This window comes from Extensimonas soli (assembly GCF_029211265.1).
GTDB classification, from domain to species: domain Bacteria; phylum Pseudomonadota; class Gammaproteobacteria; order Burkholderiales; family Burkholderiaceae_C; genus Extensimonas; species Extensimonas soli.
Genome location: NZ_JARGEL010000016.1, coordinates 90,665 through 117,552 on the forward strand (window position 1 = coordinate 90,665; position 26,888 = coordinate 117,552).

General features: G+C 68.6%; 23 protein-coding genes. 8 read left to right on the forward strand and 15 right to left on the reverse strand.

Annotated features, from left to right (window positions below; genetic code table 11):
- Nucleotides 1-22 precede the first annotated feature (22 nt).
- Entirely contained in the window at nt 23-361 is a 339-nt protein-coding gene (glnK, locus tag PYV55_RS07540) for a P-II family nitrogen regulator (protein ID WP_275850073.1), read from the reverse strand.
- 45 nt (nt 362-406) lie between these two features.
- Nucleotides 407-1,135 (reverse strand): TorF family putative porin, encoded by a 729-nt coding sequence (locus tag PYV55_RS07545; RefSeq protein ID WP_275850074.1) that lies wholly within the window; start codon nt 1,133-1,135, stop codon nt 407-409.
- Nucleotides 1,136-1,303: 168 nt separating this feature from the next.
- On the opposite strand from PYV55_RS07545, the gene PYV55_RS07550 reads away from it, so the two are divergent.
- Nucleotides 1,304-2,845 (forward strand): YifB family Mg chelatase-like AAA ATPase, encoded by a 1,542-nt coding sequence (locus tag PYV55_RS07550; RefSeq protein WP_275850075.1) that lies wholly within the window; start codon nt 1,304-1,306, stop codon nt 2,843-2,845.
- A 480-nt stretch (nt 2,846-3,325) separates the two neighbouring features.
- Nucleotides 3,326-4,075, forward strand: a complete 750-nt coding sequence (locus tag PYV55_RS07555) for an SDR family NAD(P)-dependent oxidoreductase (RefSeq protein WP_275850076.1) — start codon at nt 3,326-3,328, stop codon at nt 4,073-4,075.
- An 87-nt stretch (nt 4,076-4,162) separates the two neighbouring features.
- Here PYV55_RS07555 and PYV55_RS07560 read toward each other — a convergent pair whose 3' ends face one another.
- From PYV55_RS07560 to PYV55_RS07585, 6 genes are all read right to left on the reverse strand, one after another.
- Nucleotides 4,163-5,200 (reverse strand): LLM class flavin-dependent oxidoreductase, encoded by a 1,038-nt coding sequence (locus PYV55_RS07560; protein WP_275850077.1) that lies wholly within the window; start codon nt 5,198-5,200, stop codon nt 4,163-4,165.
- A 154-nt stretch (nt 5,201-5,354) separates the two neighbouring features.
- A complete protein-coding gene (ruvC, locus tag PYV55_RS07565; RefSeq protein ID WP_275850078.1) occupies nt 5,355-5,903 on the reverse strand; it encodes a crossover junction endodeoxyribonuclease RuvC in 549 nt (182 codons plus the stop codon).
- A gap of 79 nt (nt 5,904-5,982) precedes the next feature.
- Nucleotides 5,983-6,741, reverse strand: coding sequence for a transglycosylase domain-containing protein (locus PYV55_RS07570; RefSeq protein ID WP_275850079.1), 759 nt, complete (start codon nt 6,739-6,741; stop codon nt 5,983-5,985).
- A gap of 14 nt (nt 6,742-6,755) precedes the next feature.
- Complete coding sequence (gene aroE / locus PYV55_RS07575) at nt 6,756-7,709, reverse strand: shikimate dehydrogenase (protein ID WP_275850080.1); 954 nt, start codon at nt 7,707-7,709, stop codon at nt 6,756-6,758.
- Nucleotides 7,706-8,575: an energy transducer TonB gene (locus PYV55_RS07580; RefSeq protein WP_275850081.1), complete on the reverse strand. Its 870-nt coding sequence runs from the start codon at nt 8,573-8,575 to the stop codon at nt 7,706-7,708. The genes aroE and PYV55_RS07580 overlap by 4 nt, the downstream gene beginning before the upstream one ends.
- Before the next feature lie 8 nt (nt 8,576-8,583).
- Nucleotides 8,584-10,716: a ribonuclease catalytic domain-containing protein gene (locus PYV55_RS07585; RefSeq protein WP_275850082.1), complete on the reverse strand. Its 2,133-nt coding sequence runs from the start codon at nt 10,714-10,716 to the stop codon at nt 8,584-8,586.
- A 75-nt stretch (nt 10,717-10,791) separates the two neighbouring features.
- Between PYV55_RS07585 and PYV55_RS07590 the strand changes: the two genes are divergently transcribed.
- Nucleotides 10,792-12,384, forward strand: a complete 1,593-nt coding sequence (locus PYV55_RS07590; RefSeq protein ID WP_275850083.1) for a PglL family O-oligosaccharyltransferase — start codon at nt 10,792-10,794, stop codon at nt 12,382-12,384.
- A gap of 7 nt (nt 12,385-12,391) precedes the next feature.
- Here PYV55_RS07590 and PYV55_RS07595 read toward each other — a convergent pair whose 3' ends face one another.
- Nucleotides 12,392-12,988 (reverse strand): YqiA/YcfP family alpha/beta fold hydrolase, encoded by a 597-nt coding sequence (locus tag PYV55_RS07595; protein WP_275850084.1) that lies wholly within the window; start codon nt 12,986-12,988, stop codon nt 12,392-12,394.
- A gap of 103 nt (nt 12,989-13,091) precedes the next feature.
- On the opposite strand from PYV55_RS07595, the gene rodA reads away from it, so the two are divergent.
- Nucleotides 13,092-14,270, forward strand: coding sequence for a rod shape-determining protein RodA (gene rodA, locus PYV55_RS07600; RefSeq protein ID WP_275850085.1), 1,179 nt, complete (start codon nt 13,092-13,094; stop codon nt 14,268-14,270).
- Nucleotides 14,267-15,751: a metalloprotease TldD gene (gene tldD, locus PYV55_RS07605; RefSeq protein WP_275850086.1), complete on the forward strand. Its 1,485-nt coding sequence runs from the start codon at nt 14,267-14,269 to the stop codon at nt 15,749-15,751. Before rodA ends, tldD begins: the two co-directional genes overlap by 4 nt.
- Nucleotides 15,752-15,800: 49 nt before the next feature.
- On the opposite strand, the gene guaD is transcribed toward tldD, so the two are convergent.
- Nucleotides 15,801-17,111 carry a guanine deaminase gene (gene guaD, locus PYV55_RS07610; RefSeq protein WP_275850177.1) on the reverse strand — a complete coding sequence of 437 codons (1,311 nt, stop codon included), beginning with the start codon at nt 17,109-17,111 and terminating at the stop codon, nt 15,801-15,803.
- A 138-nt stretch (nt 17,112-17,249) separates the two neighbouring features.
- Nucleotides 17,250-18,377: a BMP family ABC transporter substrate-binding protein gene (locus tag PYV55_RS07615; protein WP_407066782.1), complete on the reverse strand. Its 1,128-nt coding sequence runs from the start codon at nt 18,375-18,377 to the stop codon at nt 17,250-17,252.
- A gap of 567 nt (nt 18,378-18,944) precedes the next feature.
- On the opposite strand from PYV55_RS07615, the gene PYV55_RS07620 reads away from it, so the two are divergent.
- Nucleotides 18,945-19,997, forward strand: coding sequence for a sensor domain-containing diguanylate cyclase (locus PYV55_RS07620; protein WP_275850088.1), 1,053 nt, complete (start codon nt 18,945-18,947; stop codon nt 19,995-19,997).
- A gap of 23 nt (nt 19,998-20,020) precedes the next feature.
- Here PYV55_RS07620 and PYV55_RS07625 read toward each other — a convergent pair whose 3' ends face one another.
- The 3 genes from PYV55_RS07625 to tyrS are packed head-to-tail and all read right to left on the reverse strand — an operon-like array spanning nt 20,021 to nt 23,678.
- Nucleotides 20,021-20,902: a sensor histidine kinase gene (locus PYV55_RS07625; protein ID WP_275850089.1), complete on the reverse strand. Its 882-nt coding sequence runs from the start codon at nt 20,900-20,902 to the stop codon at nt 20,021-20,023.
- Between the two features lie 2 nt (nt 20,903-20,904).
- The gene (gene glmU / locus PYV55_RS07630; RefSeq protein WP_275850178.1) at nt 20,905-22,422 is read right to left on the reverse strand and encodes a bifunctional UDP-N-acetylglucosamine diphosphorylase/glucosamine-1-phosphate N-acetyltransferase GlmU; all 1,518 of its coding nucleotides are present in this window, start codon (nt 22,420-22,422) and stop codon (nt 20,905-20,907) included.
- Nucleotides 22,423-22,445: 23 nt separating this feature from the next.
- Entirely contained in the window at nt 22,446-23,678 is a 1,233-nt protein-coding gene (gene tyrS, locus PYV55_RS07635; protein ID WP_275850090.1) for a tyrosine--tRNA ligase, read from the reverse strand.
- 262 nt (nt 23,679-23,940) lie between these two features.
- On the opposite strand from tyrS, the gene PYV55_RS07640 reads away from it, so the two are divergent.
- Both PYV55_RS07640 and PYV55_RS07645 read left to right on the forward strand, forming a co-directional pair.
- Nucleotides 23,941-25,305: a M23 family metallopeptidase gene (locus tag PYV55_RS07640; protein WP_275850091.1), complete on the forward strand. Its 1,365-nt coding sequence runs from the start codon at nt 23,941-23,943 to the stop codon at nt 25,303-25,305.
- A 67-nt stretch (nt 25,306-25,372) separates the two neighbouring features.
- A complete protein-coding gene (locus PYV55_RS07645) occupies nt 25,373-26,494 on the forward strand; it encodes an anhydro-N-acetylmuramic acid kinase (protein WP_275850092.1) in 1,122 nt (373 codons plus the stop codon).
- Between the two features lie 16 nt (nt 26,495-26,510).
- Here the strand turns inward: PYV55_RS07645 and erpA are convergent, their stop codons facing one another.
- Nucleotides 26,511-26,876 (reverse strand): iron-sulfur cluster insertion protein ErpA, encoded by a 366-nt coding sequence (gene erpA, locus PYV55_RS07650; RefSeq protein ID WP_275850093.1) that lies wholly within the window; start codon nt 26,874-26,876, stop codon nt 26,511-26,513.
- Nucleotides 26,877-26,888: the final 12 nt, after the last annotated feature.

Genomic DNA, 26,888 nt, shown 5'->3' on the forward strand with positions numbered 1-26,888 from the left:
TCTCTCTGATGCGATGCGCCGCTCACAGGGCCTCTTTGCCGGTTTCGCCGGTACGAATGCGCACCACCTGCTCGAGGTGGCTCACGAAAATCTTGCCGTCGCCGATCTTGCCGGTGCGCGCCGCACCTTCGATGGATTCGATCACGCGCTCGACGAGCTCGTCTGCGACGGCGGCCTCAATCTTGACCTTGGGCAAGAAATCGACTACGTACTCGGCCCCGCGGTAGAGCTCGGTGTGGCCTTTCTGGCGCCCGAAGCCCTTGACCTCGGTCACCGTGATGCCCTGCACCCCGATCTCGGAGAGGGCTTCGCGCACCTCGTCGAGCTTGAAGGGTTTGATGATGGCTGTCACCATTTTCATTTGCGACTCCTCAAAAAACGGGCGCTGACCAGCACCCTGGATGGATTACATGGTTTTGGTCAGAGTGACGATCAGGCGCGCCTTGTTGACGTCGCCAAAAAAGCCCTTCTTGTTGGCGCCGGCCACGGCCGCGCCCAGGCTCAGGCCGCTACCGAAGTCGTAGCTGCCGCCGACGCTGTAGTCGACGTAGTGCGGCACACCCAGGTCGTGGATGTCGCCGGCAAAATGGGTGTAGCCGAGGGACGCCTTGAGTGTGACCTTGGGCATCACTTCTTGTGCATAAGCCAGATTCAGGTAGCCCGTGTTGCGGCCCGAGCGGCTGGTGTGCTTGGCGTCGGCGTAGTTGAAATAGTCCTCGGAGACCGTGTGCGAATACTTGAGCGTGAAGGGGCCATAGGCGGCCGCGCCGTAGAGCTCGACGGTGTTGCCTGCGCTGTTGCTCGCATAAAGATAGGCGATCATGCCCACGTCCATGTCAAATTCACCGGCCTTGAATTTGTAGCCACCATACAGGTCGCTTTCGATCGAGTTGTTCGGCAGCCAGTCCACGCTGGAGTTCCAGTTGCCCAGGTAAAACCCGGTGTCGGCGAAGCTGTAGTCGAAGCCGCCCTGTATGGCCGGCTTGACAGCCTTCATTTTGCTGGTGTCCTGGTCCTGCCCGCGGAACTTGTAGTTGCTCGTCAGGCTGACGTTGCCAGTGAACTGCGCGTGGGCGAACAGAGGCAGGGCAGTGGCCAGCGCGAGGCCCAGCGACTTGACGGACTTGGGGATCATTCTTCCTCCGATGCGTTGAAAAGTTGCGACGCAAGCCTCAAAGCACGGAACGTGCCATGTACGCTCCATCCGGCGCCAGCCCTTGCGCGATCACGCGAACCGTTACATTTCCGGGGAATGGCGCTGCAAAATTTCCGCGGCGCACCCGTTTGGTGGAGAACCCTGTCCATGAGTCTTGCTTTGGTGCAAAGCCGCGCCCTTTTGGGGCTGCAGGCGCCATCCGTCACCGTGGAGGTGCATCTAGCCAATGGTCTGCCAAGCTTCACGCTGGTCGGGCTTGCCGACGTCGAGGTCAAGGAGGCGCGCGAGCGCGTGCGTTCCGCGCTGCTCAACGCGGGGCTGGAGTTTCCGCACAACAAGCGCATCACGGTCAACCTTGCGCCCGCCGATCTGCCCAAGGATTCAGGGCGCTTCGACCTGCCGATCGCGCTGGGCATCCTCGCGGCCAGCGGGCAGATCGACGGCGCGCGCCTTGCGGGCCACGAGTTTGCGGGCGAGCTGTCCCTGTCTGGCGCCCTGCGCCCGGTGCGCGGCGCGCTTGCAACCAGTCTGGCGCTGCAGACGCAGAAGGTCGAAGCCACGCTGGTGCTGCCGCCCGGCAGCGCCGAAGAGGCCGCGCTCGTGCCCGGCGCCCAGGTGGTGCGTGCGCGCCATTTGCTTGACGTGGTGCGCGCCTTCTTGCCCACGGACGCGGGCGCACTGGCGGACGACACGGATGCGGACGGCTGGTGCCGCCTGCAACCCACGCCCATGGCGCAGGGCAGCGACGGCGCCGACATGGCCGACGTGAAAGGCCAGGCCGCGGCCAAGCGTGCGCTGGAGATCGCCGCGGCCGGCGGCCACAGCGCGCTGCTGGTGGGGCCGCCGGGCTCGGGTAAGTCCATGCTCGCGCGGCGCTTTGCCGGACTGCTGCCGGCGATGACGCTGGACGAAGCCTTGCAAAGCGCGGCCATCGCGAGCCTTGCAGGCCACTTCAGCCCCGCGCAATGGGGCCTGCGCCCCACGCGCCAGCCGCACCACACGGCAAGCGCCGTGGCGCTCGTGGGTGGTGGCACGCCGCCGCGGCCCGGCGAAATCTCGCTCGCGCACCATGGCGTGCTGTTTCTCGACGAACTGCCGGAGTTTCCGCGCGCCGCGCTCGAGGCGCTGCGCGAGCCGCTCGAGACCGGGCAGATCACGATCGCACGCGCGGCCATGCGCGCCGAGTACCCGGCGCAGTTCCAGCTCGTCGCGGCCATGAACCCCTGCCCTTGCGGCTACCTGGGCGCGACGCAGCGCGTGTGCCGCTGCACGCCCGACCAGGTGGCGCGCTACCAGGGCAAGCTCAGCGGCCCGCTGCTGGACCGCATCGACCTGCACGTCGAAGTACCCGCGCTGCCGCCAGAGCAGCTGCTGCAAACGCCGCCCGGCGAGAGCACCGCAAGCCTGCGCACGCGCGTGGAGCAGGCGCGCGCCCGCATGCTCGCGCGCCAGGGCAAGACCAACCAGGCGCTGCAAGGGCAGGAATTCGACGCATACCTGCTGCTGGACGCGGCCGCCGCGCCCTTTTTGCAGCAGGCCGCGGCACGCCTGGGCTGGTCGGCGCGCAGCACGCACCGCGTGCTCAAGCTCGCGCGCACCATCGCCGACCTGGCCGGCGCGCGCAGCACACAGCTCACGCACGTCGCCGAAGCCATGCAATACCGGCGCGCGCTGCGCGGCGTGCATTGATGCCCGGATGAGCCTCCCGCCTTGGCGCGGCGCGCAACCATAGGCTTGTGTCATGCGCTGCCGGCACAATGGCTGCGGGCCTGCGGCGCGGGGCTGCGGGCGGTAAACCCAGATTGTTCATTAGGACGCGGGACGATGGCGAGGCGGCTGGCGAGGCAGTTTGGTCGCGGCTGAGGAGTGCATGGCCGGGGCCATGGACGACGAAGCGGCGGCCAAAATGACCGTCAGACGTCCGCCAGCGCCCGCGTAGGCGCGCAGCGCCGCCTCATGGACAATCTGGGTTAAACCCAGATTGTTCATTAGGACGCGGGACGATGGCGAGGCGGCTGGCGAGGCAGTTTGGTCGCGGGTGAGAAGTCCATGGCCGGGGCCATGGACGCCGAAGCGGCGGTCAAAATGACCGTCAGACGTCCGCCAGCGCCCGCGTAGGCGCGAAGCGCCGCCTCATGGACAATCTGGGTTAAATGCAAGGAGCACAGCATGCTGAAAGACAAGGTGGCTTTGGTCACGGGCGCCTCCTCGGGCATTGGGCGGGCCATCGCGCTCGCCATGGCGCGCGAAGGGGCGCATGTGGTGGTGTCGGACCTGAACGCGGCGGGGGGCGAAGAAACGGCTGCGCTGGTGCGTGCCTGCGGCCGCGAGGCGCTGTACATCGCGACCGACGTCTATAAACCCGCGGACTGCCGCTCGCTGGTCGCGCAGACCATGACGTATTTCGACCGCCTCGACGTGGCCTGCAACAACGCCGGCGTGAGCGGCACGAGCATGCCGCTGGCAGACTACCCGCTCGAAGATTGGATGCACGTGCTGGGCATCAACCTTTCGGGCGTGTTCTACTGCATGAAGTACCAGATCCCCGCAATGCTGCAAAGCGGCGGCGGCTCCATCATCAACATGGCGTCCATCCTCGGTGCGGTGGGCTTTGCGGGCTCTGCGGCCTACACCGCGGCCAAGCACGGCGTGGTCGGGCTCACACAGACGGCAGCGCTCGAGTACGGCGCGCAGGGCGTGCGTGTGAACGCCGTCGGGCCGGGCTTCATCCACACGCCCATGATCGGCCGCTTCGAGGACGACCCGGCCACAAACGCCATGCTCGTTGCCGCGCACCCCCTGGGGCGGCTGGGCCGCGCCGAAGAGGTGGCCGAACTCGTGACCTGGCTCGCGAGCGAGCGTGCCTCCTTCGTCACCGGGGCTTACTACCCCATAGACGGCGGTTATTTGGCACGCTGAGCGCGGGCCGACCGCGCGGCGCCGCTGCTCGATCAACCGATCGCTCAGGCGGGGCTGAGCCCGCACGCAGCGCCGCACCTGCCGCGCTCAGGCGGCTCCTTGTGAGGCTGCGGCCGCGCCGTTCATCTCGTCGCGCACCTGCGCTGCGATGTCGAGCGAGCGCAGGCGCAGTGCCGGGTCGTAGATGTCGCAGGTCAGGATGAACTCGTCGGCCTGCGTGCTCTGCACGAGCTGCGCGAAGCCGCGGCGCACGGTGTCGGGGCTGCCGATGACGGCCGCGGCCAGAAAGTCCTGGATCGCCGCGCGCTCCTGCGGATGCAGGCGCGCCATGAAATTCTCCTGTGGCGGCTGCAGGCGCAGGCGCTCGCCGCGCAGGATGCCGAGCACGCGCTGGTACATGCTGCTTGCAAGGAGTTCGGCCTCGGCATCGGTGGGTGCGGCAATCAGGGGCACGCCGATCATCACGTAAGGTTTGGCGAGCACGTCCGAGGGGCGGAACTGCTGCCGGTACAAGTCAATGGCCTGGTGCAACAGACGCGGCGCGAAGTGCGAGGCGAACGCATAGGGCAGACCGCGCTCGGCCGCGAGCTGTGCCGAAAACAGGCTGGAGCCGAGCAGCCAGATCGGCACATTCGTGCCCGCGCCCGGCGTGGCGACGAGGCGCTGACCTGGCGCGGGCGGCGCGAGCAGGTGCTGCAGCTCGGCCACGTCGCGCGGGAAGTCTTCCACGCTTTCGATGCGGTCGCGGCGCAGCGCGCGCATGGTGGCCGGGTCGGTGCCGGGTGCGCGGCCCAGGCCCAGGTCTATGCGGCCCGGATAGAGCTCGGCCAGCGTGCCGAAAGCCTCCGCCACGACCAGCGGCGCATGGTTGGGCAGCATGATGCCGCCAGAGCCCACGCGGATGCGCTCCGTGCCGCCCGCGATGTAGCCCACGAGCACGGCCGTGGCCGAGCTCGCGATGCCGTCGATGTTGTGGTGCTCGGCAACCCAGTAACGCAAAAAACCCAGGCGCTCCGTATGCCGCGCCGTCTGCAACGAAACGCGCAGGGCGTCGGCCACGGTGGCATCGGCGCGCACGGGCACCAGGTCGAGCATGGAAAGTGGGGGGCAGTGCAATGCAGTCATGCGGTGATTGTGCGCGATGCGCCGGTTTTGTGCGCACGCACACATGCCGTCGCCGAGGAGCCTGTCGGACTTTGGAATCGTCAGCTGCACATGCGTCGCAGCGGCCCATTTTTTCCGGCTGCTTGCCCCATAGCCAACCCGCCCCGGGCAGGAGTCAATAACTGCGCCCGCCCTTGAACATCGCGTGTTGGCGGCGCTGCAGGGTGGCGGCGCTGCCCAGGCGCGCCATGGCGGCGCCGGCGTGGGCGTGCGTGATCGCGAGGCCCAGCGCGTCGGCAGCGTCGGGGCCGGGCAGGCCGGGCAGCTGCAACAGGCGGCGCACCATCTCCTGCACCTGGCTCTTGGCGGCGCGGCCGTGGCCGACCACGGCTTTTTTCATCTGCAGCGCGGTGTATTCGGCCACGGGCAGGTCGCGCGCGACGAGCGCGGTGATGCAGGCGCCGCGCGCCTGGCCCAGGAGCAGCGTGGATTGCGGGTTGACGTTGACGAAGATGATCTCCACCGCCGCGGCCTCGGGCTGGTAGCGCTGCGCGACTTCGCCGATGCCGTCGAACAGCAGCTTGAGCCGCCCCGGCAGGTCGCCCAGCGCGAGCGCCGTGGTGCGTATGGTGCCGCTGGCCACGTAGCGCAGCGCCTGGCCCTGCGCCTCGATCACGCCAAAGCCCGTGGTCTGCAGGCCGGGGTCTATGCCGAGGATGCGCATGCGCTACTTTCGTGATAGCTACTTGTGAAGGATGGATAATGACTACAGGCCATTTTTATCCATAAAAATGGGGATGCTCTCATGGCAATTCTGCACTGCCCATGCGCGCGAGGATGGTGCGCGTGCGGCCTGCGAGGTAGGCCGAGCCTGGCGTTTTCTCGAAGCGCTTGGGCGCGGGCAGCATCACGGCCAGGCGCGCGGCCTCGGCGGGCGTGAGGCGCGCGGCGCTTTTGCGGTAGTAGTGCTGCGCCGCGGCTTCGGCGCCGAACACGCCCTCGCCCCATTCGACGTTGTTGAGGTAAATCTCGAGGATGCGCTGCTTGCTCAGGAAAAGCTCCAGCGCCATCGTGAGCACGAATTCCTGCCCCTTGCGCAGCAGCGTGCGCTCGCCCGAGAGCAGCAGGTTTTTCGCGAGCTGCTGCGTGATGGTCGAGCCGCCGCGGATTTTGGGCGCGCGCTGCGGTCGCGCGGCGCTGGCTGCGGGCGCCGCTTTGCCGGCCCGGGCCGCGCGCGCCTGCGCCTGCGCTTCGGCCCGGGCGTTGCGCTCCCAGGCTTTTTCGACAGCGTTCCAATCGACGCCCTCATGGCTCGTGAAGCCGTCGTCTTCGGACGCAATCACGGCGCGCTTGAGGTGGTCGGAAATCTGCGCATACGGCACCCATTGCTGCTGCCAGTGCAGGCTGCCGCGGCGGTGCAGCTGCGCCCAGATTTCGGAGCGCTGAAAGCTCGTGGACTGCGGATCGACCCCGGCCATGAGCGCGATGCGCAGCACGAAAAACAGCTCCAGCGCCACGGCGGCGAGCAGCACCAGAGCGAGCCAGCGCAGCAGCGGTTTCATCGCGGCGGGCGGGCTCAGGCTTTGGCCCCGGCGGCGGGCAGCGGCGCCGACGCCTGGACGGGTGCTGCGGCCGGGGACGCGGCGTGTGATTCGGCCTGAAGCTGCGCCTGCAGTTCGGCCAGCACCTGCGCCGAGGGCGGGCGCACGCCGCGCCAGAGCGCGAACGACTCGGCCGCCTGCTCCACGAGCATGCCCAGGCCGTCGCGCGGGCGCGCGCCGTACTGCTGCGCCCAGTGCAAAAAGCCGTGCGCGGCGGGGCCGTACATCATGTCGTAGGCCAGGCTGCCGGGGCGCAGCACGCGCGCGGGCACGGGCACCTCGGCGCCGGCGAGGCTGCTCGCGGTGGCGTTGATGATCACATCGAAATCGGCCTCCAGCGCTTGTGGGGTATGCGCTGTAAGCTCTACTTTCAAGAGTGATGCGAGGTCGGTGTGCGCCTGCACCAGGGCTTGTGCCCTGGCCAGCGTGCGGTTCGCCACGGTGAGGTGGCGCACGCCGGCGGCTAGCAGCGGCCCGAGCACGCCCGCGGCCGCGCCGCCCGCGCCCACGAGCAGCACGTCGCGCCCGGCCAGCGCCACGCCCGCGTTGCGCGTGATGTCGGCCACCAGGCCCAGGCCGTCGGTGTTGTCGGCGTAAATGCCGCCATCTGCCGTGAACAGGAGGGTGTTCGCGGCGCCGGCCAGCGCCACGCGCGCGCTGCGCTGCGTGGCGATCTGCGCGGCCTCGTGCTTGAAGGGCACGGTGACGTTGCAGCCGCGCCCGCCGCGCGCGATGAAGTCGCGCACGCCCTGGGCAAAGCCGTCGAGCGGCAGCAGGCAGGCTTCGTAGGCGATGTGCTGCCCCGTGAGTTCGGCAAAGCGACGGTGGATCGCTGGCGAGCGGCTGTGCGCCACGGGGTGGCCCATGACGGCATAGAGGTCGGGTGCGGCGCTCGGGGGCGCCGGGGCTTCGGTCGCGGCAAAGGTCATGGCGTGGAACGCAGGTTGGTTTCCAAGGTTTGCTCGCGCGTGAACTTGAAGCGCGCCACCATGGCGATCTGGTCGGCCTCACGGCGCATGGCGGCGCTGAAAGGGCCGAAGGGCCCGGCGGCACGCGCGATGGCTTCGGCGCGCCGATCAAGCAGCGCGTTGCCCGAGCTTTGCACGACCTCGGTGGCAAGCACACGCCCGTCGTGGTTCACGGTAAGGATCATGGTCAGCTCGCCGTAGAGCTTTTTGCCCTGGGCTTCGGGGAAATTTTGCGTGCCCTTGTCTTCGACGCGGCGGCGCAGCGCGTCGTAGTAGATCGCGTAGGCGGCTTCGCGCGTGCTCGGGCTGATGTAGCGCTTGCGCGGGCGGGCGTTTTGCTCGTTGATGCGCTTTTCGATCTCGGCGAGCAGCTTGAGCAGCTGGCGGCGCTTGTCTTCCTGCGCCGTGGCGCCGGGGTTGTCGCTGCTCTGGCGCGGATCGGGCGGCGGCATGTTGGCGAGCTGGCGGCGCAGCTGCGCGAGCAGCTGGGTCTGCTGTTCGAGCAGGGCCTCGGTCTGGCGCTGGGCGTCTTCGACGTCGTTGCCCGCAGCGGTGAGCGCGGAGTACGGCAGCGGGCTCGTGGCACGCCCGCGCTCGGCCGCGCCGCCGCCGGCGAGCTGCGTCTGCGCGATGGCCTGCGCCTTGTCGGGCCGGTCGTCGGAGCGCGCGTTCACGAGGATGACTTCGAGCGGCGTGTCCTGGAACACGCGCTGCACCGCCACGGGGTTCACGAAGCGCACCGTGAGCAGCACCGCGTGCACGGCCACGGAAAACAGCAATGCACGCTGGAACAGGTCGAGGGAGCGCAGCGACGCGAGCGGGTTCACGGTGCGGCCTATGCGGTGGCGGCTTGGGTGGGATCGGCCTGCGGTGTAGCCGGCGAGGTTTCTTCGCCCGGCGCACCCCCTTCGCCCGCATCGCCCGCCACATCGACGGCGATGGTGATCGGGCCCGCAGCAGCCTCTTGGCCTTCTTCGCCGCCTTCCTCGAGGTCGAGCTGCGCGTCGGCGGCAGGCGGCGTGCCGGTGTCCAGGCGCTCGAGCACGGTGCCGCGCACGTCGAGCGTGAATTCGTCGATCGCGCCGAGTTGCACGCGCACCTGCGCACCGCGCGGCAGCCCTTGCGCGCCGAGCACGCCAAAGACCAGCGGCAGGCTGTCGGCGCGCACCAGCGCGTCGCCCTGCGGCCCTTCCTTGAGCACCGTGGCGGTGAGCTCGGTGATGCCGTTTTGCTGCAGATAGCGTAGCGTCCAGTAGCGCTCCATGCTGGCCTGGTAGGCGTTGTAGCTGCTGTAGGCGGCGTCGAAGCTGCTGAGGATGGCGAACAGCTCGGCGTCCTTGGGCTTGAAGGGCGCGGCGAGCGCGGCCGTGCGCCCGTGGCGCGCGCAGGCGATGATCTGCCACTGGTTCACGAGGTCGGTGTAGCGGCGCAGCGGCGAGGTGCTCCAGGCGTAGCACGGCACGCCCAACCCTGCGTGCGGCAGCGCCTTGGTACCCATGCGCACCTTCACGCCCGGCGCCATGCTGGCCTGGCTGCGGTAGATGCCGGGCACGCCCAGCTCGGCCAGCCACGCGCCCCAGCGGCTGTTGGCGACGATGGCCGCCTCGGCCACGATCAGGTCCAGCGGCGCGCCGCGCCGGCGCACGCTGATCTGCACCTGTTCGCTGCCCGTGGGCTCGGCGCCGTCGTTGCCCACGAGGCGAAAGCTGTAGTCCGGCCGCGTGAAGTTCTCGGGCTTGCCGCGCACTAGCTCACGCTGCGCTTTGAGGGCGAGCGCAAGGCGGTATAGAAAAGTGAGCTGCTCACGCAAGTCCAACAAGGGCTCAGGCGTGTTTTCGTATTGAACCGCAGGGTCGCCAAGCCAGGACTCGGTGACGATGTGGTCGAGCTGGTCGTGGCGCAGGTTGTGCGCCACGGGCACGCGCTCCAGGCGCGTTTCGCTCGCGCGGACTTCGAGCGTGGCCTCGTCGATGCTCACGTACAGCGACACCGCAGGGTTGGCGCGCCCGGCCTCGAGCGTGTAAACCCGCACCACGTCTTCGGGCAGCATGGTGATCTTGTAGCCCGGCATGTACACGGTGGACAGGCGCCGGCGCCCCACCTGGTCGAGCGCGCTGCCGGGCGCCAGGCCCAGCCCCGGCGCCGCGATGTGGATGCCCAGCACCACGGTGCCCGTGCCCAGGCCCTGCAGCGAGAGCGCGTCGTCGATCTCGGTGGTGTGCGAGTCGTCGATCGAATACGCCTGCACGGGCGCGAGCGGCAAGTCCTCGGGCGGCGGCGGCACGGGCAGCGGCGGAAAGGCCGTGCCCTGCGGGAAGTCCTCGAACAAAAAGCGCTGCCAATGGAACTGGTAGGCCGAGTCGATCGCGCCGGCCTGTTGCAGCAGCGCGAGCGGCGCGGTGTGCGTGGCGCGGCTGGCCTCGACCACGGCCTTGTATTCGGGCGCGTTCTTGTCAGGCTTGAACAGGATTTTGTAGAGCTGCGCGCGGATCGGCGCGGGGCAGCGGCCCGCGGCGAGCTCCTGCGCCCAGTCGGCGATTTGCTGCTGCTGCTGCTTTTTCTTCTCGAGCGCAGCGAGCGCCTGCTGCAGCACCTCGGGCGGCGCCTTCTTGAAGCAGCCCTTGCCCGCGCGGCGGAAGTAGTGCGGCGCCTCGTGCAGGCGCAAGAGCATGCCGACCTGCTCGGCCAGCGGCGCGCTCGCCGAGAAATACTCGCGCGCGAGCTCGGCAAAGCCAAACTCGCCCTCGGGCGCGAACTCCCAGGCCAGGTCCAGCTCTATGCCCTGCGCCACTTCTTGCGCCTGCGCGAGCAGTGGCGCCGGCTCGGGCTGGGCAAAGCGCAGCAGCAGGTTCGCCGCCTTGACCTTCACGCGCTTGCCCGATTCGAGCTCGACCTGCGCGGAGCTTTCGGCTTCGGAAAGGATGCGGCCGGTCAGGAATTTGCCGGCCTCTTCAAACAATGCGTACATCCTGCGGATTGTCCCATGCGCCTATGATCCGCTGCTCACATTTCCCGCCCCCTTCGCAGCGCCCTTGCCCACGCCATGCCCATCGATGCCTTCGTTGCGCCGCTCACTCTGCTCGCCGTGGCCTGGCCTTTCGTGTTTTCGTACACGGCGCCGCCACTCAGCAACTTCTGGCCCGTGCTGGGCGCGTGGGCCTGCATTTTGCTGCTCGCGGCGCTCGCGGGCGTGCGCGCGGCGGCGCGGCGGCGCGCGGGTGCGGGTGCGGCGGCCTCCAGCGGGCCGGATTTTTTTGCCACGCAATGCGCGCTCGGGCTGGTGTTCGCCGCCATCTTGGCCGGCGGCGTGGGGCTGGTGCAGTATTTCTGGGGCGACGTGGGCCTCGCGCCCTGGGTGCAGCCTTCCACGCCCGGCCAGGCCATAGGCAATCTGCGCCAGCGCAACCAGCAGGCCACGCTGCTCGCGCTGGGCGCTTGGGCGCTGCTGTGGCTCGTGGTGCAGGCGCAGGCCCAGCTGCAGCAGCAGCCACCGGCGCACGGCGCAAGGAAGGGGCCGCTCGTGCTGGCGGGCGTGCTGCTCGCGTGGGCGCTTGCCTGGATCGCACTCGCGAGCGCGGCGACCACTTCGCGCACCGGCGCGCTGCAGTGGCTCGTCATCGTGGCGCTGCTCGCGCTGTGGCGGCGCAGCACGGGGCGGCTGGCGCTCGGCTTGGCGGTCGTGGGTGTCTTGCTGTACCTGGCCTGGGCCTGGCTGCTGCCGGGCTTGCTGCTGCAGTGGACGGGTTTTCAGGCCGAAGACCTGTTCCTTCGCTTTGGCGGCGAGGGCCGCGCCTGCGTGAGCCGGCGCGTGCTCTGGTCGAACGTGCTGTACCTGATCGCGCAAAAGCCCTGGACAGGCTGGGGCTGGGGCGAGCTCGACTACGCGCACTACATGACGCTGTTCCCCGGCACGCGCTTTTGCCTGCTGCTCGACAACGCGCACGACCTGCCGCTGCACCTGGCCGTGGAACTGGGCGTGCCCGTGGCGCTGCTCGCCTGTGGGGCCGTGCTGGCCTGGGTCTGGCAGGCGCGCCCCTGGCGCGAGGCCGCACCCGCACGCCAGCTCGCCTGGGGCGTGCTCGCCCTCATTGGGCTGCACAGCCTGGTGGAGTTTCCGCTGTGGTACGGGCCGTTCCAGCTTGCGGCGCTTTTTGCCGTGGCGCTGCTGTGGCGCGATCTACCCCGGTTTTGGGAGCGCTTTACGCTGTTGCGCTATGGCGCTGCGCTGGTTTGGGCGGGTATTTTGGTGCTGGGCGCCTATGCGGGCTGGGACTACTGGCGCGTGAGCCAGATTTACCGCCCCGTGTCCGAGCGCGCGCCTGCGCTGCGCGAAAACACGATTACCAAAGTCTCCAACACCCTGTTTTTTGCCGACTCGGTCGATTTCGCCCTGCTCACGAGCATGCCGCTCACGGCGATCACGCCCGCGAACGCGGCGCAGACCTTCACGCTCGCGCAAAGCCTGCTGCACTTTTCGCCAGAGCCGCGCGTGATCGAGCCCCTGATCGTCAGCGCACGCCAGCTCGGGCGCAGCGACGTGGCAGCCGAGCAGGAGCTGCGCTACCGCATTGCCTACCCGGCAGACTATGCGCGCTGGCAGCGCAGAGAGCCCCCCACGCAGGGTGCCGCGCGCTGATCCACCATCAGCGCGCGGCCCCGGCGAGGCCCAGAAACTCCAGCACTGCGGGCAAGTGCGCGGCAAAGTCGCTGAGCCCATGGTCGCTGCCTTCGAGCAGCAATAACTTGGCGTATGGATAGCGGCCCACCATCTCGCGCCAGTCGAGCAGTTCGTCGCCCTTGGCGATGAGCGCGAACTCGGGCCCCGCGGGCGGCAGGCCGCGCGTGTCGAGCGCGCGCAGCTCTTCGACATACTCGGGGCGGAAATAAAAATGCTGGCTCGGGTCGTGCCAGGCGCTTTGTTCACCGATGTAGTTGACCAGGTCGCGCGCCGGATCGACGGCCGGGTTGAGCAGCACGCTGGCGCAGCGCGCCTGCTGCGCCACCCAGCTCGCGTAATAGCCGCCGAGCGAGGAGCCCACCACGGCCATACTGGCGTGCGGCCAGTCGGCGATGCCCTGGCGCACCAGCTCCATCGCGGCGCGCGGCGAGGGCGGCAGCTGCGGGCACCACCAGTGCACCTCGGGGTGCTGGTGCGCGAGGTATTGCGCCATCAAACGGGCCTTGGCCGATTGCGGCGAGGAGCGAAAGCCGTGCAGGTAGAGCAGGTGCGTGGTTGGCATGGTGTGGGCCCCGAAATGAATGGCGAATGCAATGGTCGCAAGTGCCGCGCGGCATCAGCGCCAGCTTGGGCGCCCATTGTGGGCCGCCGCGGATAATCTCGCCATGGCTGCCGTGATCGACAAACCCACCCTGGCGCAGCGTGCGCTGATGCTGCTGCGCGGCTTTGACCTGCCGGTGCTCGTGCTCGTGGCCGGGCTCGCGGGCCTGGGGCTGCTGGCGATGTATTCCTCGGGCTACGACCACGGCACGCGCTTTGTTGACCACGGGCGCAACATGCTGCTCGCGGCGCTGATCTTGTTCGTCGTGGCGCAGGTGACGCCGCAGAAAATCATGGTGCTGGCGGTGCCGCTGTATGCGCTCGGAGTGGCGCTGCTCGTGGCCGTGGCCTTGTTCGGCCTGACCAAGAAAGGCGCGCAGCGCTGGCTGGACCTGGGCGTGGTGGTGATCCAGCCGAGCGAGCTGCTCAAGATCGCCATGCCCATGATGCTCGCCTGGTGGTTCCAAAAGCGCGAGGGCCAGTTGCGTGCGCTCGACTTCGGGGTGGCCGCGCTGCTGCTGGCCGTGCCCGTGGGCCTGGTCATGAAGCAGCCCGACCTGGGCACGGCACTGCTGGTGCTGGCTGCGGGGCTGTCGGTGATTTTCTTCGCCGGCCTGCCCTGGAAGCTGGTGCTGCCGCCGGTGCTGCTGGGCGCCGTGGCCGTGGTGCTGATCGTCTGGTACGAGCCCACGCTGTGCGCCGAGGGCGTGCGCTGGCCGGTGCTGCACGACTACCAGCAGCAGCGCATCTGCACGCTGCTGGACCCCACGCGCGACCCGCTGGGCAAGGGCTTTCACATCATCCAGGGCATGATCGCCATAGGCTCGGGCGGTTTTTGGGGCAAGGGCTTCATGGCGGGCACGCAGACGCACCTCGAATTCATCCCCGAGCGCACCACGGACTTCATCTTTGCGGCGTTTTCCGAGGAATTCGGCCTCGCGGGCAACCTGGTGCTGATCACCTGCTTCGTGCTGCTGGTGTGGCGCGGCCTGGCGATCGCGCTGCGCGCAAACACCTTGTTCGGGCGCCTCATGGCGGGGGCCGTGGCGACGATTTTCTTCGCCTACGCCTTCGTCAACACGGGCATGGTCAGCGGCATCCTGCCCGTGGTGGGCGTGCCGCTGCCTTTCATCAGCTACGGCGGCACGGCCATGGTCACGCTGGGGCTGGCGCTGGGCATTTTGATGTCGGTGGCGCGCGCGCAGCAGCAGGCTCCGCACACGCTCTCTAAAATCAGCGCATGACGTCCCACACTACCTCTGCCGCGCCACGGCGCGCCGCGACCGCCGAGCGCCTGGACATCGCGCGCGCCCTGCTGCTCGCGCCCTTCGGCCTCGACGAAAGCCACCTCAGCCACGCATTGGCCGAGATCCGCGCGCACCGCGTGGACGACGCCGACCTGTATTTCCAATACACGCGCAGCGAAGGCTGGAGCCTCGAAGAAGGCATCGTCAAAACGGGCTCCTTCAGCATAGACCAGGGCGTGGGCGTGCGCGCCGTGAGCGGCGAGAAAACCGCCTTCGCCTACTCCGACGACATCTCCGCGGCGGCGCTGCTCGACGCCGCCCACACCGTGCGCACGATTTCGGCCTCTGGCAAGGCAGGACGTGCGCGTGTAGCTACGCCAAAGATAGCACCCAGCCGCAACCTCTACGCCGCCACCGACCCCATCGCCACGCTGGACAGCACGGCCAAGGTGGCCTTGCTCGAAAAAGTCGAGCAGCGCGCGCGCGCCAAGGACCCGCGCATCGTGCAGGTCATGGCGGGCCTGGCGAGCGAGTACGACGTGGTGCTGGTGGCGCGCGCCGACGGCACGCTCGCGGCTGACGTGCGCCCGCTCGTGCGCCTGTCGCTCACGGTGATCGCCGAGCAAAAAGGCCGGCGCGAAATGGGCTCGGCCGGTGGCGGCGGGCGTTTCGGGCTCGCGGCTTTCGACGACGCCTTGATCACCGAATACGTCGATCAGGCCGTGCACGGCGCGCTCGTGAACCTGGACGCGCGCCCGGCACCCGCGGGCGAGATGAGCGTGGTGCTAGGCCCCGGCTGGCCCGGCATCCTGCTGCACGAGGCCGTGGGCCACGGGCTCGAAGGCGACTTCAACCGCAAGGGCGCGAGCGCCTTCAGCGGCCGCATCGGCGAGCGCGTGGCGGCGCAGGGCGTCACCGTGCTCGACGACGGCACCATCGCGGCGCGGCGCGGCTCGCTCAACATCGACGACGAGGGCCACGTGAGCCAGCGCAACGTGCTGATCGAGGACGGCATTCTGCGCGGCTACCTGCAGGACGCGCTCAACGCGCGCCTCATGGGCGTGCCCGCCACGGGCAACGGCCGGCGCGAGAGCTACGCTCACATTCCCATGCCGCGCATGACCAACACCTACATGCTGGCCGGCGACAAGGAGCCCGCCGAAATCGTCGCCAGCCTGGAGCGCGGCCTGTACGCAACCAACTTCGGCGGCGGTCAGGTGGACATCACCTCGGGCAAATTCGTGTTCTCGGCCAGCGAAGCCTACTGGGTCGAAAAGGGCAAGGTGCTCTACCCCGTCAAGGGTGCCACCATCATAGGCAGCGGCCCTGAATGCCTGCAGGGCGTGCGCCTGATCGGCAAGGACCTGCGCCTGGACACGGGCGTGGGCACCTGCGGCAAAGAGGGCCAGAGCGTGCCCGTGGGCGTGGGCCAGCCCACGCTGCGCATAGACGGCCTGACCGTCGGCGGGACGGTGTAAGGGCGAGCGCGGCAAAAAAGCACCGCGCAAGTCCGTGCAGACCTCGTCCTCACCCCTGCCCCGCCACGAAGCACCGCTCCACCACCCGGTCGTCCCCCAGCACGATCAGCGCGAACAGCAATTCATCCAGACTGCCCGCCTGCGCCGTCTTGCGCGCGAGCAAAGGCGTGGCGGCGGGGTTGAGGACCAGGAAGTCGGCCTCGCAGCCCGGCTGCAGGTTGCCGACCACGCCGGCCAGGCCCAAGGCCTGCGCAGCGCCTGCCGTGTGTTGCCACCACAGCTGCTGCGGCGTGAGGCCCAGGCCCGTCTTGGTCTGGCCTTCGCGCGCCACGTAGTAGGCCGCAAGCATGGTGTGAAACGGGCTGAAGCCCGTGCCGCCGCCCACGTCGCTCGCCAAACCATAGCAAAAGCCCGTGCGCTCGGCGGCGGCGTAGTCGAAAAAGCCGCTGCCGAGAAACAGGTTGCTGCTCGGGCACACGGCAGCGGCCGTGTGGCGCTGGCGCAGCAGCGCGCGGTCGGCGGCGTCGAGGTGGATGCAGTGCGCATACACGGCGCGCTCGCGCAGCAGGCCGAAGTCGTCATACACCGCGAGGTAGCTGCGCGCGGCGGGGAACAGCTCGCGCGCCCAGCGCACTTCGTTCACGTTTTCCGCCACGTGCGACTGGATCCACGTGTCCGGGTAGCGCGCTGCAAGTTCGCCCGCGCCGCGCAGTTGCGCAGGCGTGCTCGTGGGGGCGAAGCGCGGCGTGATCGCGTAGCCGAGCCGATCGACGCCGTGCCAGCGCTGGATCAGCGCCTCGGTGTCGACCAGGCTTTGCACGGTGTCGTCGCGCACGCCCTCGGGCGAATGCCTGTCTTGCAGCACCTTGCCGGTGATGAGGCGCATGCGCCGCCGCTGCGCCGCCGCGAACAGCGCATCGACCGAGGCCGGGTGCGAGGTGGCAAAGGTGAGCGCCGTGCTCACGCCGTGGCGCAGCAGCTCGTCGAGGAAGAATTCGGCCACCGCGGCACAGTACGCCGGATCGGCAAAGCGCGCCTCGTGCGGAAAGGTGTAGCGCTCGAGCCAGTCGAGCAGGTCTTCGGCAGGCGCGCCGATCACGTCGGTCTGCGGGTAGTGGATGTGCATGTCCACGAAGCCCGGCGCGAGGATGCGGCCCGCAAAATGCGTGGTCGGCACGTGCGCAAAGCGCGGCGCCAGCGCGCTGTAGCTGCCCACGGCGAGCACGCGCGGACAGGCCGGCGCATCCGCCGCGCCAGGCACAACGGATTCATCCGCACCGACGACGAGCAGCCCGTCGGATTCGTAACAGGCCTGGCCCGGGCCGGAGAAATACAGCAAGGCGCCGCGGTACGCTTTCATCGTCATGCCCGCAAGCGTAGCAAGTTGTCGGCCAGGCAGGCTTGTACGCGGCGCGACGCGGACGGCAAAAGACTACTGATTAGATAGCTTGCAGCGCTTGCCTCATAAGCACAAACGCCATTTTTCGCCCAAGCTTGCTTACGGCGGCAGCGTTCCCTGCACGCCTTCAGCAAGCCAATTCATCTGCAAAATCTGCGCGTCGCCAAGCGCCTGGCCTGCGGGGATCACCACCCGGCCCTGGTTGTCGCGCACGGCCTGCCGGCCGGCAGCGAAAGGCCGCAGGCGCCCGTCGGCGACGGCCTGTTGCGCCGCGAGCACCTCGGCCTGCACGGCGGGCGGCATCCTGGGGCCGAAGGCGCCCACGCGCACCATGCCCGCGCGCACGCCGCCCCAGAAATTGCCGCTTTGCCAGCGCCCTTCGAGCAGCGCACGCACGCGCTCGGTGTAGTAGCCGCCCCATTCGTGCACCACGGCGAGCAGCTGCACATCGGGCGCCACGCTGCGCATGTCGGAGTGGTAGGCGACGGCGAGCCGGCCGCGCTCCTGCGCCGCGGCCATCACCGCGCTCGAGCCCGTGTGGAACGCGAGCACCTCGGCGCCCTGGTTCATCAGCGTCACCGCGGCGTCGCGCTCGCGCGGCGGGTCGAACCAGGCGTCCAGCCACACGAGCTTGACGCGCGCCGCAGGGTTGACCGAACGCATGCCCAGCGTGAACGCGTTCAGCCCCTGCAGCACCTCGGGGATGGGAAAGCCCGCCACGTAACCCGCCACGCCACTGCGCGCAAGCCTCCCCGCCGCAATGCCCGCGAGGTAGCGCCCCTCGTAGTAGCGCGCGTTCGCCGTGGCCACGTTGGGCGCGGTCTTGTAGCCGGTGATGGCCTCGAACTTCACCTGCGGGAATTCGCGCGCCACGCGCAGCACGGGCTCCATGTAACCAAAGCTGGTCGTGAAGATGAGCTGGTGGCCCGCCGCGGCGAGCTCGCGCAGCACGCGCTCGGCGTCCGCGCCCTCGGGCACGTTTTCCACGTAACGGGTCTGCACGCGCGCGCCCAGCGCCTCCTGCACGGCCCTGCGGCCCAGCTCGTGCTGGTGCGTCCAGCCTGCGTCCGTAACCGGAGAGACATAGACGAAGCCGACCTTGAGCGGTGCTGCTGCAGCGGGCATGGACACCGCCGCTGCCGTGGTGCGGGTCTGGGAGAAAGCGGCGGGAAGCAAGGTGGCACCCGCGAATGCGCCCAGGCCCAAGCCGAACGCGCGCCGGCGCATGAGGTTTTTGCACATGGTTTTCCTCGACATGGCCCCGGTGATGCATGGAAAACAAAGGCCGCCGGGGCGGCAGCCTTTAACCCACACGACTTACGCAAATCGGGGTGAGGCAAGGCGCTCGCCCCATGGCAAAACACTCTGCAGCATCCTTGTTTGCGTAAGTCCAGACCCAGATTGTCCATGAGGACGCGGGATGATGGCGAGGCGGCTGGCGAGGCAGTTTGGTCGCGGCTGAGGAGTGCATGGCCGGTGCCATGGACGACGAAGCCGCGGCCAAAATGACCGTCAGACGTCCGCCAGCGCCCGCGTAGGTGCACAGCACCGCCTCATGGACAATCTGGGTTTAATGCGGGGCATTTTACGGGCACGGTCCGCAACCCTCCCTCCTACAACCAGGCCGCGCCCGGCAACCGGCGCCGTTGCGGAACACGCACTGCCAACCTGTTCTGCGGGCGGCGCGGAACCGATTTTTGCTTGCGCTTGACGCAGGCTCAAACTTACACTTTGCCGCTTCAGCGGTTCTGGTCACACCCTCCGCAGCCCGCCCTGCCACCACCGAGTCGCGCCGTGCATCCTTCGCAGCAGCATTTTTTCCGCATCATCTATCCCTTGCGCGTGCTGGGACTGGGATTGGGTGGCTTGGCGGTGGGCACGGTGTTCTGGGAGCGCCATGCGGGTTCTGCCGCCTGGGGCTTTTCCCTGTTCGTATGCTATCTGTGGCCCCATCTGGCCTACCTGGTCTCCAAATACAGCAGCAACCGCTACCGGGCTGAAATCATCAATCTGGTGCTTGACACCTTTTTCTTCGGCGCGCTGCTGCCTTTGATGCACTTCAACCTGCTGCCCAGCGTGCTCGTGGTCACGCTGGCCATGATGGACCGCATCGCCTCGGGCATACGGGGGCTGTGGATTGTTTCACTTCTGGGGCTGATCGCCGGAGCTCTCCTGTGTGGTCTGCTCGCAGGCTTTCACTGGGCGCCTGAAAGCTCCATGTACGTGATCCTCGCGTGCCTGCCCATGCTCATCGTGCACACGCTCTCCTCGAGCATGACCAGCCACCGCCTGATCCGCAAGGTGACGCGGCAGAACCTGGAGCTCGACGCGCTGCGCCGCATCGACGCGCTCACGGGTCTTTATGGCCGCGGCCATTGGGAGGAACAGGCCGCGGCGGCGCTGCGCGCCTGCCATGCCCATGGCGCGCCAGCGTGCATGCTGATGCTGGACATCGACCACTTCAAGCAGATCAACGACACCCACGGCCACAGCGTGGGCGACGAAGTCATCCGCGCGCTGGCCCAGGTGGTGCGCAGAAATGTGCGCGCCACCGACTGCGCGGGCCGCTACGGCGGCGACGAATTCACCGTGCTGCTGCCCGGCATGCAGCTTGAAGATGCCTTACAGATTGCGCAGCGCATCCGCGCGCAGGTGGAAGGATTGCAACTGCGCGACATGCCCGAAGTGCACTTCACCTGCAGTGTGGGCGTGGCCTGCGCCGAGCATGGCCACAGCGACCTGCGCGCCTGGATGACTGCCGCCGACGGCGCGCTGTACGAAGTCAAAAAAGCCGGGCGCAATGGCGTGTCAAACGCGCCCGTGACCGCGTTTGCTCCCCTCGTATGAGCACAATGGGCCTGCGGCCGGCGTCAGCCTGGCCAGGCGGGCCGCGGCCATTGCAGGCGCACGCTGCAGCCCGCGTCGGGCACGACGGTGATGGCGATGCGCGCGCCGTGGCGCTCGGCGATGGCGCGGCACAGCGCGAGGCCCGCGCCCACGCCGGGGAAATCTTCCTCGCGGTGCAGGCGCTGGAACACACCAAACAGCGCACCCGCGCGCGCCGCATCGAAGCCTACGCCGTTGTCTTCGACGAGCAGCACGCCATCGCCGCCCGCCTCCGCCGCGCTGCGCACGGCGATGCGCGCCACGGCACGCCCGCGCGTGAACTTGAGCGCGTTGTCGAGCAGCTCGCGCAGCACATCGCGCAGCAGCGCCGCGTCGGCCCACAGCACGGGCAGGTCGGGGGCGATCTGCCACTCGACGGTGCGCCCGGCTGCCTCAGGCGCAAGCTGGGCGCGCACTTCGGCCAGCAGCGGCGCGAGTTCGACCGGCGCGCATGCGAGCGGCACCCGCTGTGCGCGTGAGAGCGCAAGCAAGCCGTCGAGCATGCGCCCCATACGCCGCGCCGACTGCGCCATGGTCGCAAGGAAGTCGAGCGCCTCTTGCACGGTCTGCCGCTGCCCGTCGGCCGCAGCGGGCTGCGCTGGCGCCGCGTCAAGCAATTCGGTGAGCAGCTCGCGCACGAGCTCGCCGTAGGCCGTCACGTGGCGCAGCGGCGCGCGCAGGTCGTGCGCGACGGCGCGCAAGAACTCCTCCTGCGCGGCTGCGAGCGCCGCGTTGTGCTGCTGGCATTGCGCGAGCGCGGCGCGCAGCGCTGCTACGTCGGAAAAGCCCGTTACGTCGGCGGCGCTGCCATCGGCCACGGTCTGCGCCTCGTCGCTTGCGCTGGCGCCGCAGTGCAAGTCAGGCATGGTCACGCTTTACGCTGCTTGACCGGCCGCTGCCAGCCGGGGATGTTGACCTGCTTGCCGCGCGCCACGCTGAGCGCGCCCGCGGGCACGTCTTTGGTGATGGTCGAGCCGCCGCCCACGGTGGCGCCTGCGCCCACCGTCACGGGCGCCACGAGCACGCAGTTGCTGCCCACGTGCACGTCGGCTTCGAGCACGGTGCGGTGCTTGTTGGCACCGTCGTAGTTCGCGGTGATGCTGCCGGCGCCGTAGTTGACGTGCGCGCCCACGCTCGCGTCGCCGAGGTAGGCGAGGTGGTTGGCCTTGGCGCCCTCGGCCAGCGTGCTGTTTTTGACCTCGACGAAGTTGCCGATGTGCACCTGCGGCCCGAGCTGCGCGCCCGGGCGCAGGCGCGCGAACGGGCCGACCAAAGCACCCGGGCCCACTTCTGCGCCCAGCTGCTCGCCATCGATGTGCGTATAAGGGTGGATCACCGCGCCCGCGGCGATGCGCGCATTGCTGATGTGGCAGTGCGCGCCGATCTGCACGCCCTCGCCGAGCTCCACGCAACCCGTGAAGATGCAGCCCACGTCGATGTCCACATCCTGCGCGCAGCGCAGTTCGGCGCGCGTGCCATCGCGCGCGTCGTCGCGCAAGTCAAAACGCGCCGGGTCGGCCAGGCGCACGCCCTGCTCCATCAGCGCCTGCGCCTGGCGCGCCTGGTGTGCGCGCTCGAGCGCCGCGAGCTGCGCGGGGCTGTTCACGCCCGCGACCTGCAGCGCGTCGTCGATGCAGTGCGCGACCACGGGCACGCCATCGTGCACGGCCATGGCGACCACGTCGGTGAGGTAATACTCGCCCTGCGCGTTGTCGTTTGTAAGGCGCGCGAGCCAGCCCTTGAGCAGGCGCGCGGGCACGGCCATGATGCCGCTGTAAACCTCGCTCAGCGCGCGCTCGGCGGCGCTCGCGTCTTTGTGTTCGACGATGCGCTGCACGCTGCCGTCGGCCGCGCGCACGATGCGGCCGTAGCCCGTGGGGTCGGGCAGCTTGACGGTGAGCAATGCGAGCCGCGCGCCCTGCGCCGCGGCGACGAGCGCGCGCAGCGTGTCGGCCTGCGTGAGCGGCACGTCGCCCGAGAGCACGAGCACGAGGCCGTCGTCCTCTAGGCGCCTGTCGGACTTTGGAATCGTCGGCTGCGGCGCATTCTCGCTATCGACGCCCAAAGTCCGACAGGCTCCTAGCAGCGGCGCCGCCTGCTGCACCGCGTGCCCCGTGCCGAGCTGCGGCTCCTGGCGCACGCAGTGCAGCTCAAAATGATGGTCAAAATAGCCCTCAAGGCTTATGGCACGGTCGCAAGCAGCTTCTACTTCAGGAGCGCCGTGCCCCGTCACCACGACCACGCGCCGCGGTGCGAGCCGCGCCGCCTGGCCGAGCACATGCAGCAGCAGCGCGCGCCCCGCGAGGCGCTGCAAGACCTTGGGGATGCGGCTTTTCATGCGCGTGCCCTTGCCGGCCGCCATGACGACGATGTCGAGCGCTGTCATCATTTTCCCTTCCCGCTGCAAAGTCAGGTCAAACTCACGCGCGCGAACTTGCGCTTGCCCACCTGCACCACGTAGCTGCCCGCCGGCAGCTTGAGGCCCTTGTCGCTGACCACGCTGCCATCGATGCGCACGCCGCCGCCATCGATGAGGCGGTTCGCCTCGCTCGTCGAGGGCGCGAGCTGCGCCTGCTTGAGCAGTGCGCCTATGCCCAGCGGCGCGCCCGTGAGCTGCACCTCGGGGATCTGCTCGGGCACGCCGCCCTTGCTGCGCAGCACGAAGTCCTGCTCGGCCGCATCGGCCGCCTGCGGCGAATGAAAGCGTGCCGTGATCTCCTTGGCCAGCAGCACCTTCACGTCGCGCGGATTGCGCCCGGCAGCGACTTCCTGCTGGAGCTGCTCGATCTCGGCGAGCGAGCGGAACGACAGCAGCGTGAACCAGCGCCACATCAGCGTGTCCGAGATGCTCATGACCTTGGCGAACATGGTGTTGGCGTCTTCGGTGATGCCGATGTAGTTGTTTTTGCTCTTCGACATCTTCTCGACGCCGTCCAGCCCTTCGAGCAGCGGCATGGTCAGGATGCACTGCGGCTCCTGGCCGTATTCCTGCTGCAGGTGCCGCCCCATGAGCAGGTTGAACTTCTGGTCGGTGCCGCCGAGCTCCAGGTCGCTCTTGAGCGCGACCGAGTCGTAGCCCTGCATCAGCGGGTAGAGGAACTCATGCACGCTGATGGGCTGGCCGGTGCTGAAGCGCTTGTGGAAGTCGTCGCGCTCCATCATGCGCGCCACGGTGTATTTGGCCGCGAGCTGGATCATGCCGCGCGCGCCCAGCGGCTCGCTCCACTCGCTGTTGTAGCGGATCTCGGTGCGCGCGGGGTCCAGCACCAGGCTGGCCTGGCGGTAGTAGGTTTCGGCGTTGGTCTTGATCTGCTCGGGCGTGAGCGGCGGGCGCGTGCTGTTGCGCCCCGATGGGTCGCCGATCAGGCTCGTGAAGTCGCCGATCAGAAAGATCACCTGGTGGCCCAGGTCTTGCAACTGGCGCATCTTGTTGAGCACCACGGTGTGGCCGATGTGGATGTCGGGCGCGGTCGGATCCAGCCCCAGCTTGATGCGCAGCGGCTTGCCCGTGGCTTCAGAGCGCGCCAATTTTTGCACCCAGGCGTCCTGCGGCAGCAGCTCTTCGGCCCCGCGCAAAGTGACTTCGAGCGCGTGCCGCACGGCATCGGTCACGGGGTATTTTGTAACGGCGGAAGGATTCATAGGGTTTTCAGGGATGCCGGCGCGACAGGCGTCGCTATACTGCGGCCCACTTTTGGTGGGTGGCGCCGGATTTTAGTGCCGCACCGCCTACCCCTTCCGAGGGAATCTTTGGGCGCGCATGCCGCGCAGCCCGAGGGTTTCGCAGTATTTTTGCTTGCGCGGTCTTTTCGTCTGCGCGCTTTGAACTTTGAAGGCTGTCCTGGCAGCGCTGGCTTGGCGCCAGCGCCTGGGCCAGGCAGCCCTTGCAGTTTGGGGATAGATCTTGATCCACGGTTTGGCTTCCACCGGCAAGGCATTGCTAACGCAACTGTCACGCACCACACAAAATCACCCCCGCCGTATCACCACCGCCGTCGCTGCCCTGCTGCTCACGGGCGGCGGCGCCGCGTTTGCCGTGGCGGCTTTAGGGCCCGACGCGGCCGATCTGCCCGTGCGGCAGATCAGCTACCCCGTCGATTCGCTGGCCGAGGGCACGGCGCTCGATGCGCTCCAGGCGCCGGGGTTTTCGCTCTACCGCTCCGAGCTCACGCGCAGCAGCGACACCGCCGAGTCGCTGCTGCAGCGCCTGGGCGTGGCCGACCCGGGCGCGGCAGCGTTCTTGCGCAGCAACGATGCCGCGCGCCAGCACCTGCTGGGGCGCACAGGACGCCTGGTGTCGGTCGAAACCACCGACGACCACCGCCTGCGCAAGCTCACCGTGCGCTGGGCGCCCGACGATAGCAATACCTTCCAGCGCCTGGTGGTCGAACGCCAGGGCGAGGCCGAGCGCTTCAGCGCGCGCATCGAGAGCGCACCGCTGGTCGCACAAGCACGCCTTGCGGGCGGCATCATCCAGAGCTCGCTGTTCGCGGCCACCGACGCCGCGGGCATCCCGGACGCGGTGGCCATACAGCTGGCCGAAATTTTCGGGGCCAACATCGACTTTCGCCGCGCGCTGCGCCGTGGCGACCGCTTCTCGCTGGTCTATGAAGTGCTCGAAGCCGACGGCGAGCCGCTGCGCAGCGGCCGCGTGCTCAGCGCCGAGTTCCACAACAACGGCAAGACGCACCAGGCCGTCTGGTTCCAGGAACCGGGCGCGGGCAAAGGCGCCTACTACACGCTCGACGGGCAAAGCCTGCGCAAGGCCTACCTCGCCGCGCCGGTGGCGTTTTCGCGCGTCTCTAGCGGTTTTGCGATGCGCTTTCACCCCATTTTGCAGCAGTGGCGCGCGCACCTGGGCACCGACTTTGCCGCGCCCACGGGCACGCCCGTGCGCACCGTGGGCAACGGCGTGGTCGCATTTGCGGGCGTGCAAAACGGCTACGGCAACGTGGTTTTCGTGCAGCACGACAAAGCCCATGTCACCGTTTATGCGCACCTGAGCCGCATCGACGTGCGCAAGGGCCAGAGCGTGGAGCAGGGCCAGACCATAGGCGCGGTGGGCGCGACGGGCTGGGCCACGGGGCCGCACCTGCACTTCGAATTCCGCGTCGATGGCAAGCAGCAAGACCCGCAGATCATGGCGCAGGCGAGCGCCGCTGCCGCGCCGGTGTCCGCCGCTGCGCGCCCCGCGTTCGAGCGCCTCGCGCGCAGCATGCGCATGGGGCTCGACGCCGCGGCGCAGGTGCAACAGGCCAGCGCGGAATAATCCAGCGCCATTCGCCTGCGTACCGCCGCACCCCTGCGCCGCCCAATCCCCCACCGCCCAGCGCCCGATGTCCGAGCTCTACATCGGCCTGATGTCGGGCACCTCGCTCGACGGTGTGGACGGCGTGCTCGTCGATTTTTCTACGTCCAAATGGGCTGTAGTGGCCGCTGCATCAGCGCCACTAGCTCCTGAATTGAAAGCGCAGCTGCTTGCGCTGCACTCTCCTGCATCGGATGAGCTGCACCAGGCCGCGCTCGCCGGCAACGCCATCGCGCGCAGCTATGCGCAGGTGGTGGAAGAGCTGCTGGCCGCGAGCGGCGCTCGCCCTGCAGCCGTGCGGGCGATCGGCGCGCACGGGCAAACGGTGCGCCACCAGCCGGGCGCGTTCGACGGCACGGGCTACACGCTGCAGCTCGGCAACCCGGCGCTGCTCGCCGAGCTTTGCGGCATCACCGTGGTGGCGGACTTTCGCAGCCGCGACCTCGCCGCGGGCGGGCAGGGCGCGCCGCTCGTGCCGGCATTCCACCAGCAGGTGTTCGGGCGCGCGGGCGAGACCGTGCTCGTGCTCAACCTCGGCGGCATCGCCAACCTGAGCGTGCTGCGCGCCGACGGCAGCGTGCGGGGCTTCGACTGCGGCCCCGGCAACATGCTGCTCGACCACTGGTGCCAGCAGCACACCGGCCAGCCCTACGACGCGCAAGGCGCCTGGGCCGCGCGCGGGCGAGTGCTGCCCGCCTTGCTCACGACACTGCAGCAGGAGCCGTTTTTCCACGCTCCGCCGCCCAAGAGCACCGGGCGCGACCTGTTCAACGCCGCGTGGCTCGCCGAGCGGCTGCGCGCTTACCTGGCCGAACATGCGCCGCCCGCGCCCGAAGACGTGCAGGCGACCTTGGCCGAATTGACCGCCAGCGCTTGTGCAGAAAGCGCCTTGTGCTATGGAGAAAATAGCAATTTGCTCGCCGTGTGCGGCGGCGGCGCGTACAACGCCGACCTGCTGCAACGCCTGCAGCGCCGGCTGCCGCAGCATCAGGTGCAGCCCACCGACGCACTCGGTCTGCCGGTGCAGCAGGTCGAGGCTGCAGCCTTTGCCTGGCTCGCGCGCCAGGCGCTGCGCGGTGAACCTGGCAGCCTGCCAAGCGTCACGGGCGCCCGCGGCGCCCGTGTGCTCGGTGCAATCTATCCGGCCTGAACCGCCGGCAAAAAGATCAAACGGAAAAACTCGACCCGCAGCCGCAGGTGGACGTGGCGTTGGGGTTGCGGATCACGAACTGCGCGCCCTGCAGGTCTTCCTTGTAGTCGATCTCGGCGCCAAGCAGGTACTGGTAGCTCATGGCGTCGATCAGCAAGGTAACGCCATTTTTGACCATGGTGGTGTCGTCCTCGTTCACGACTTCGTCGAAGGTGAAGCCGTACTGAAAGCCCGAACAGCCCCCACCTTGCACGAACACGCGCAGTTTGAGGTCCGGGTTGCCTTCTTCGGCGATCAGGTCCGCCACCTTGGCCGCTGCGCTGTCGGTGAAGTTGATGGGGGCGGGCATTGCAGTGGCAATGTTTTCGGCTACGGCGCTCATGGCACTCTCCAG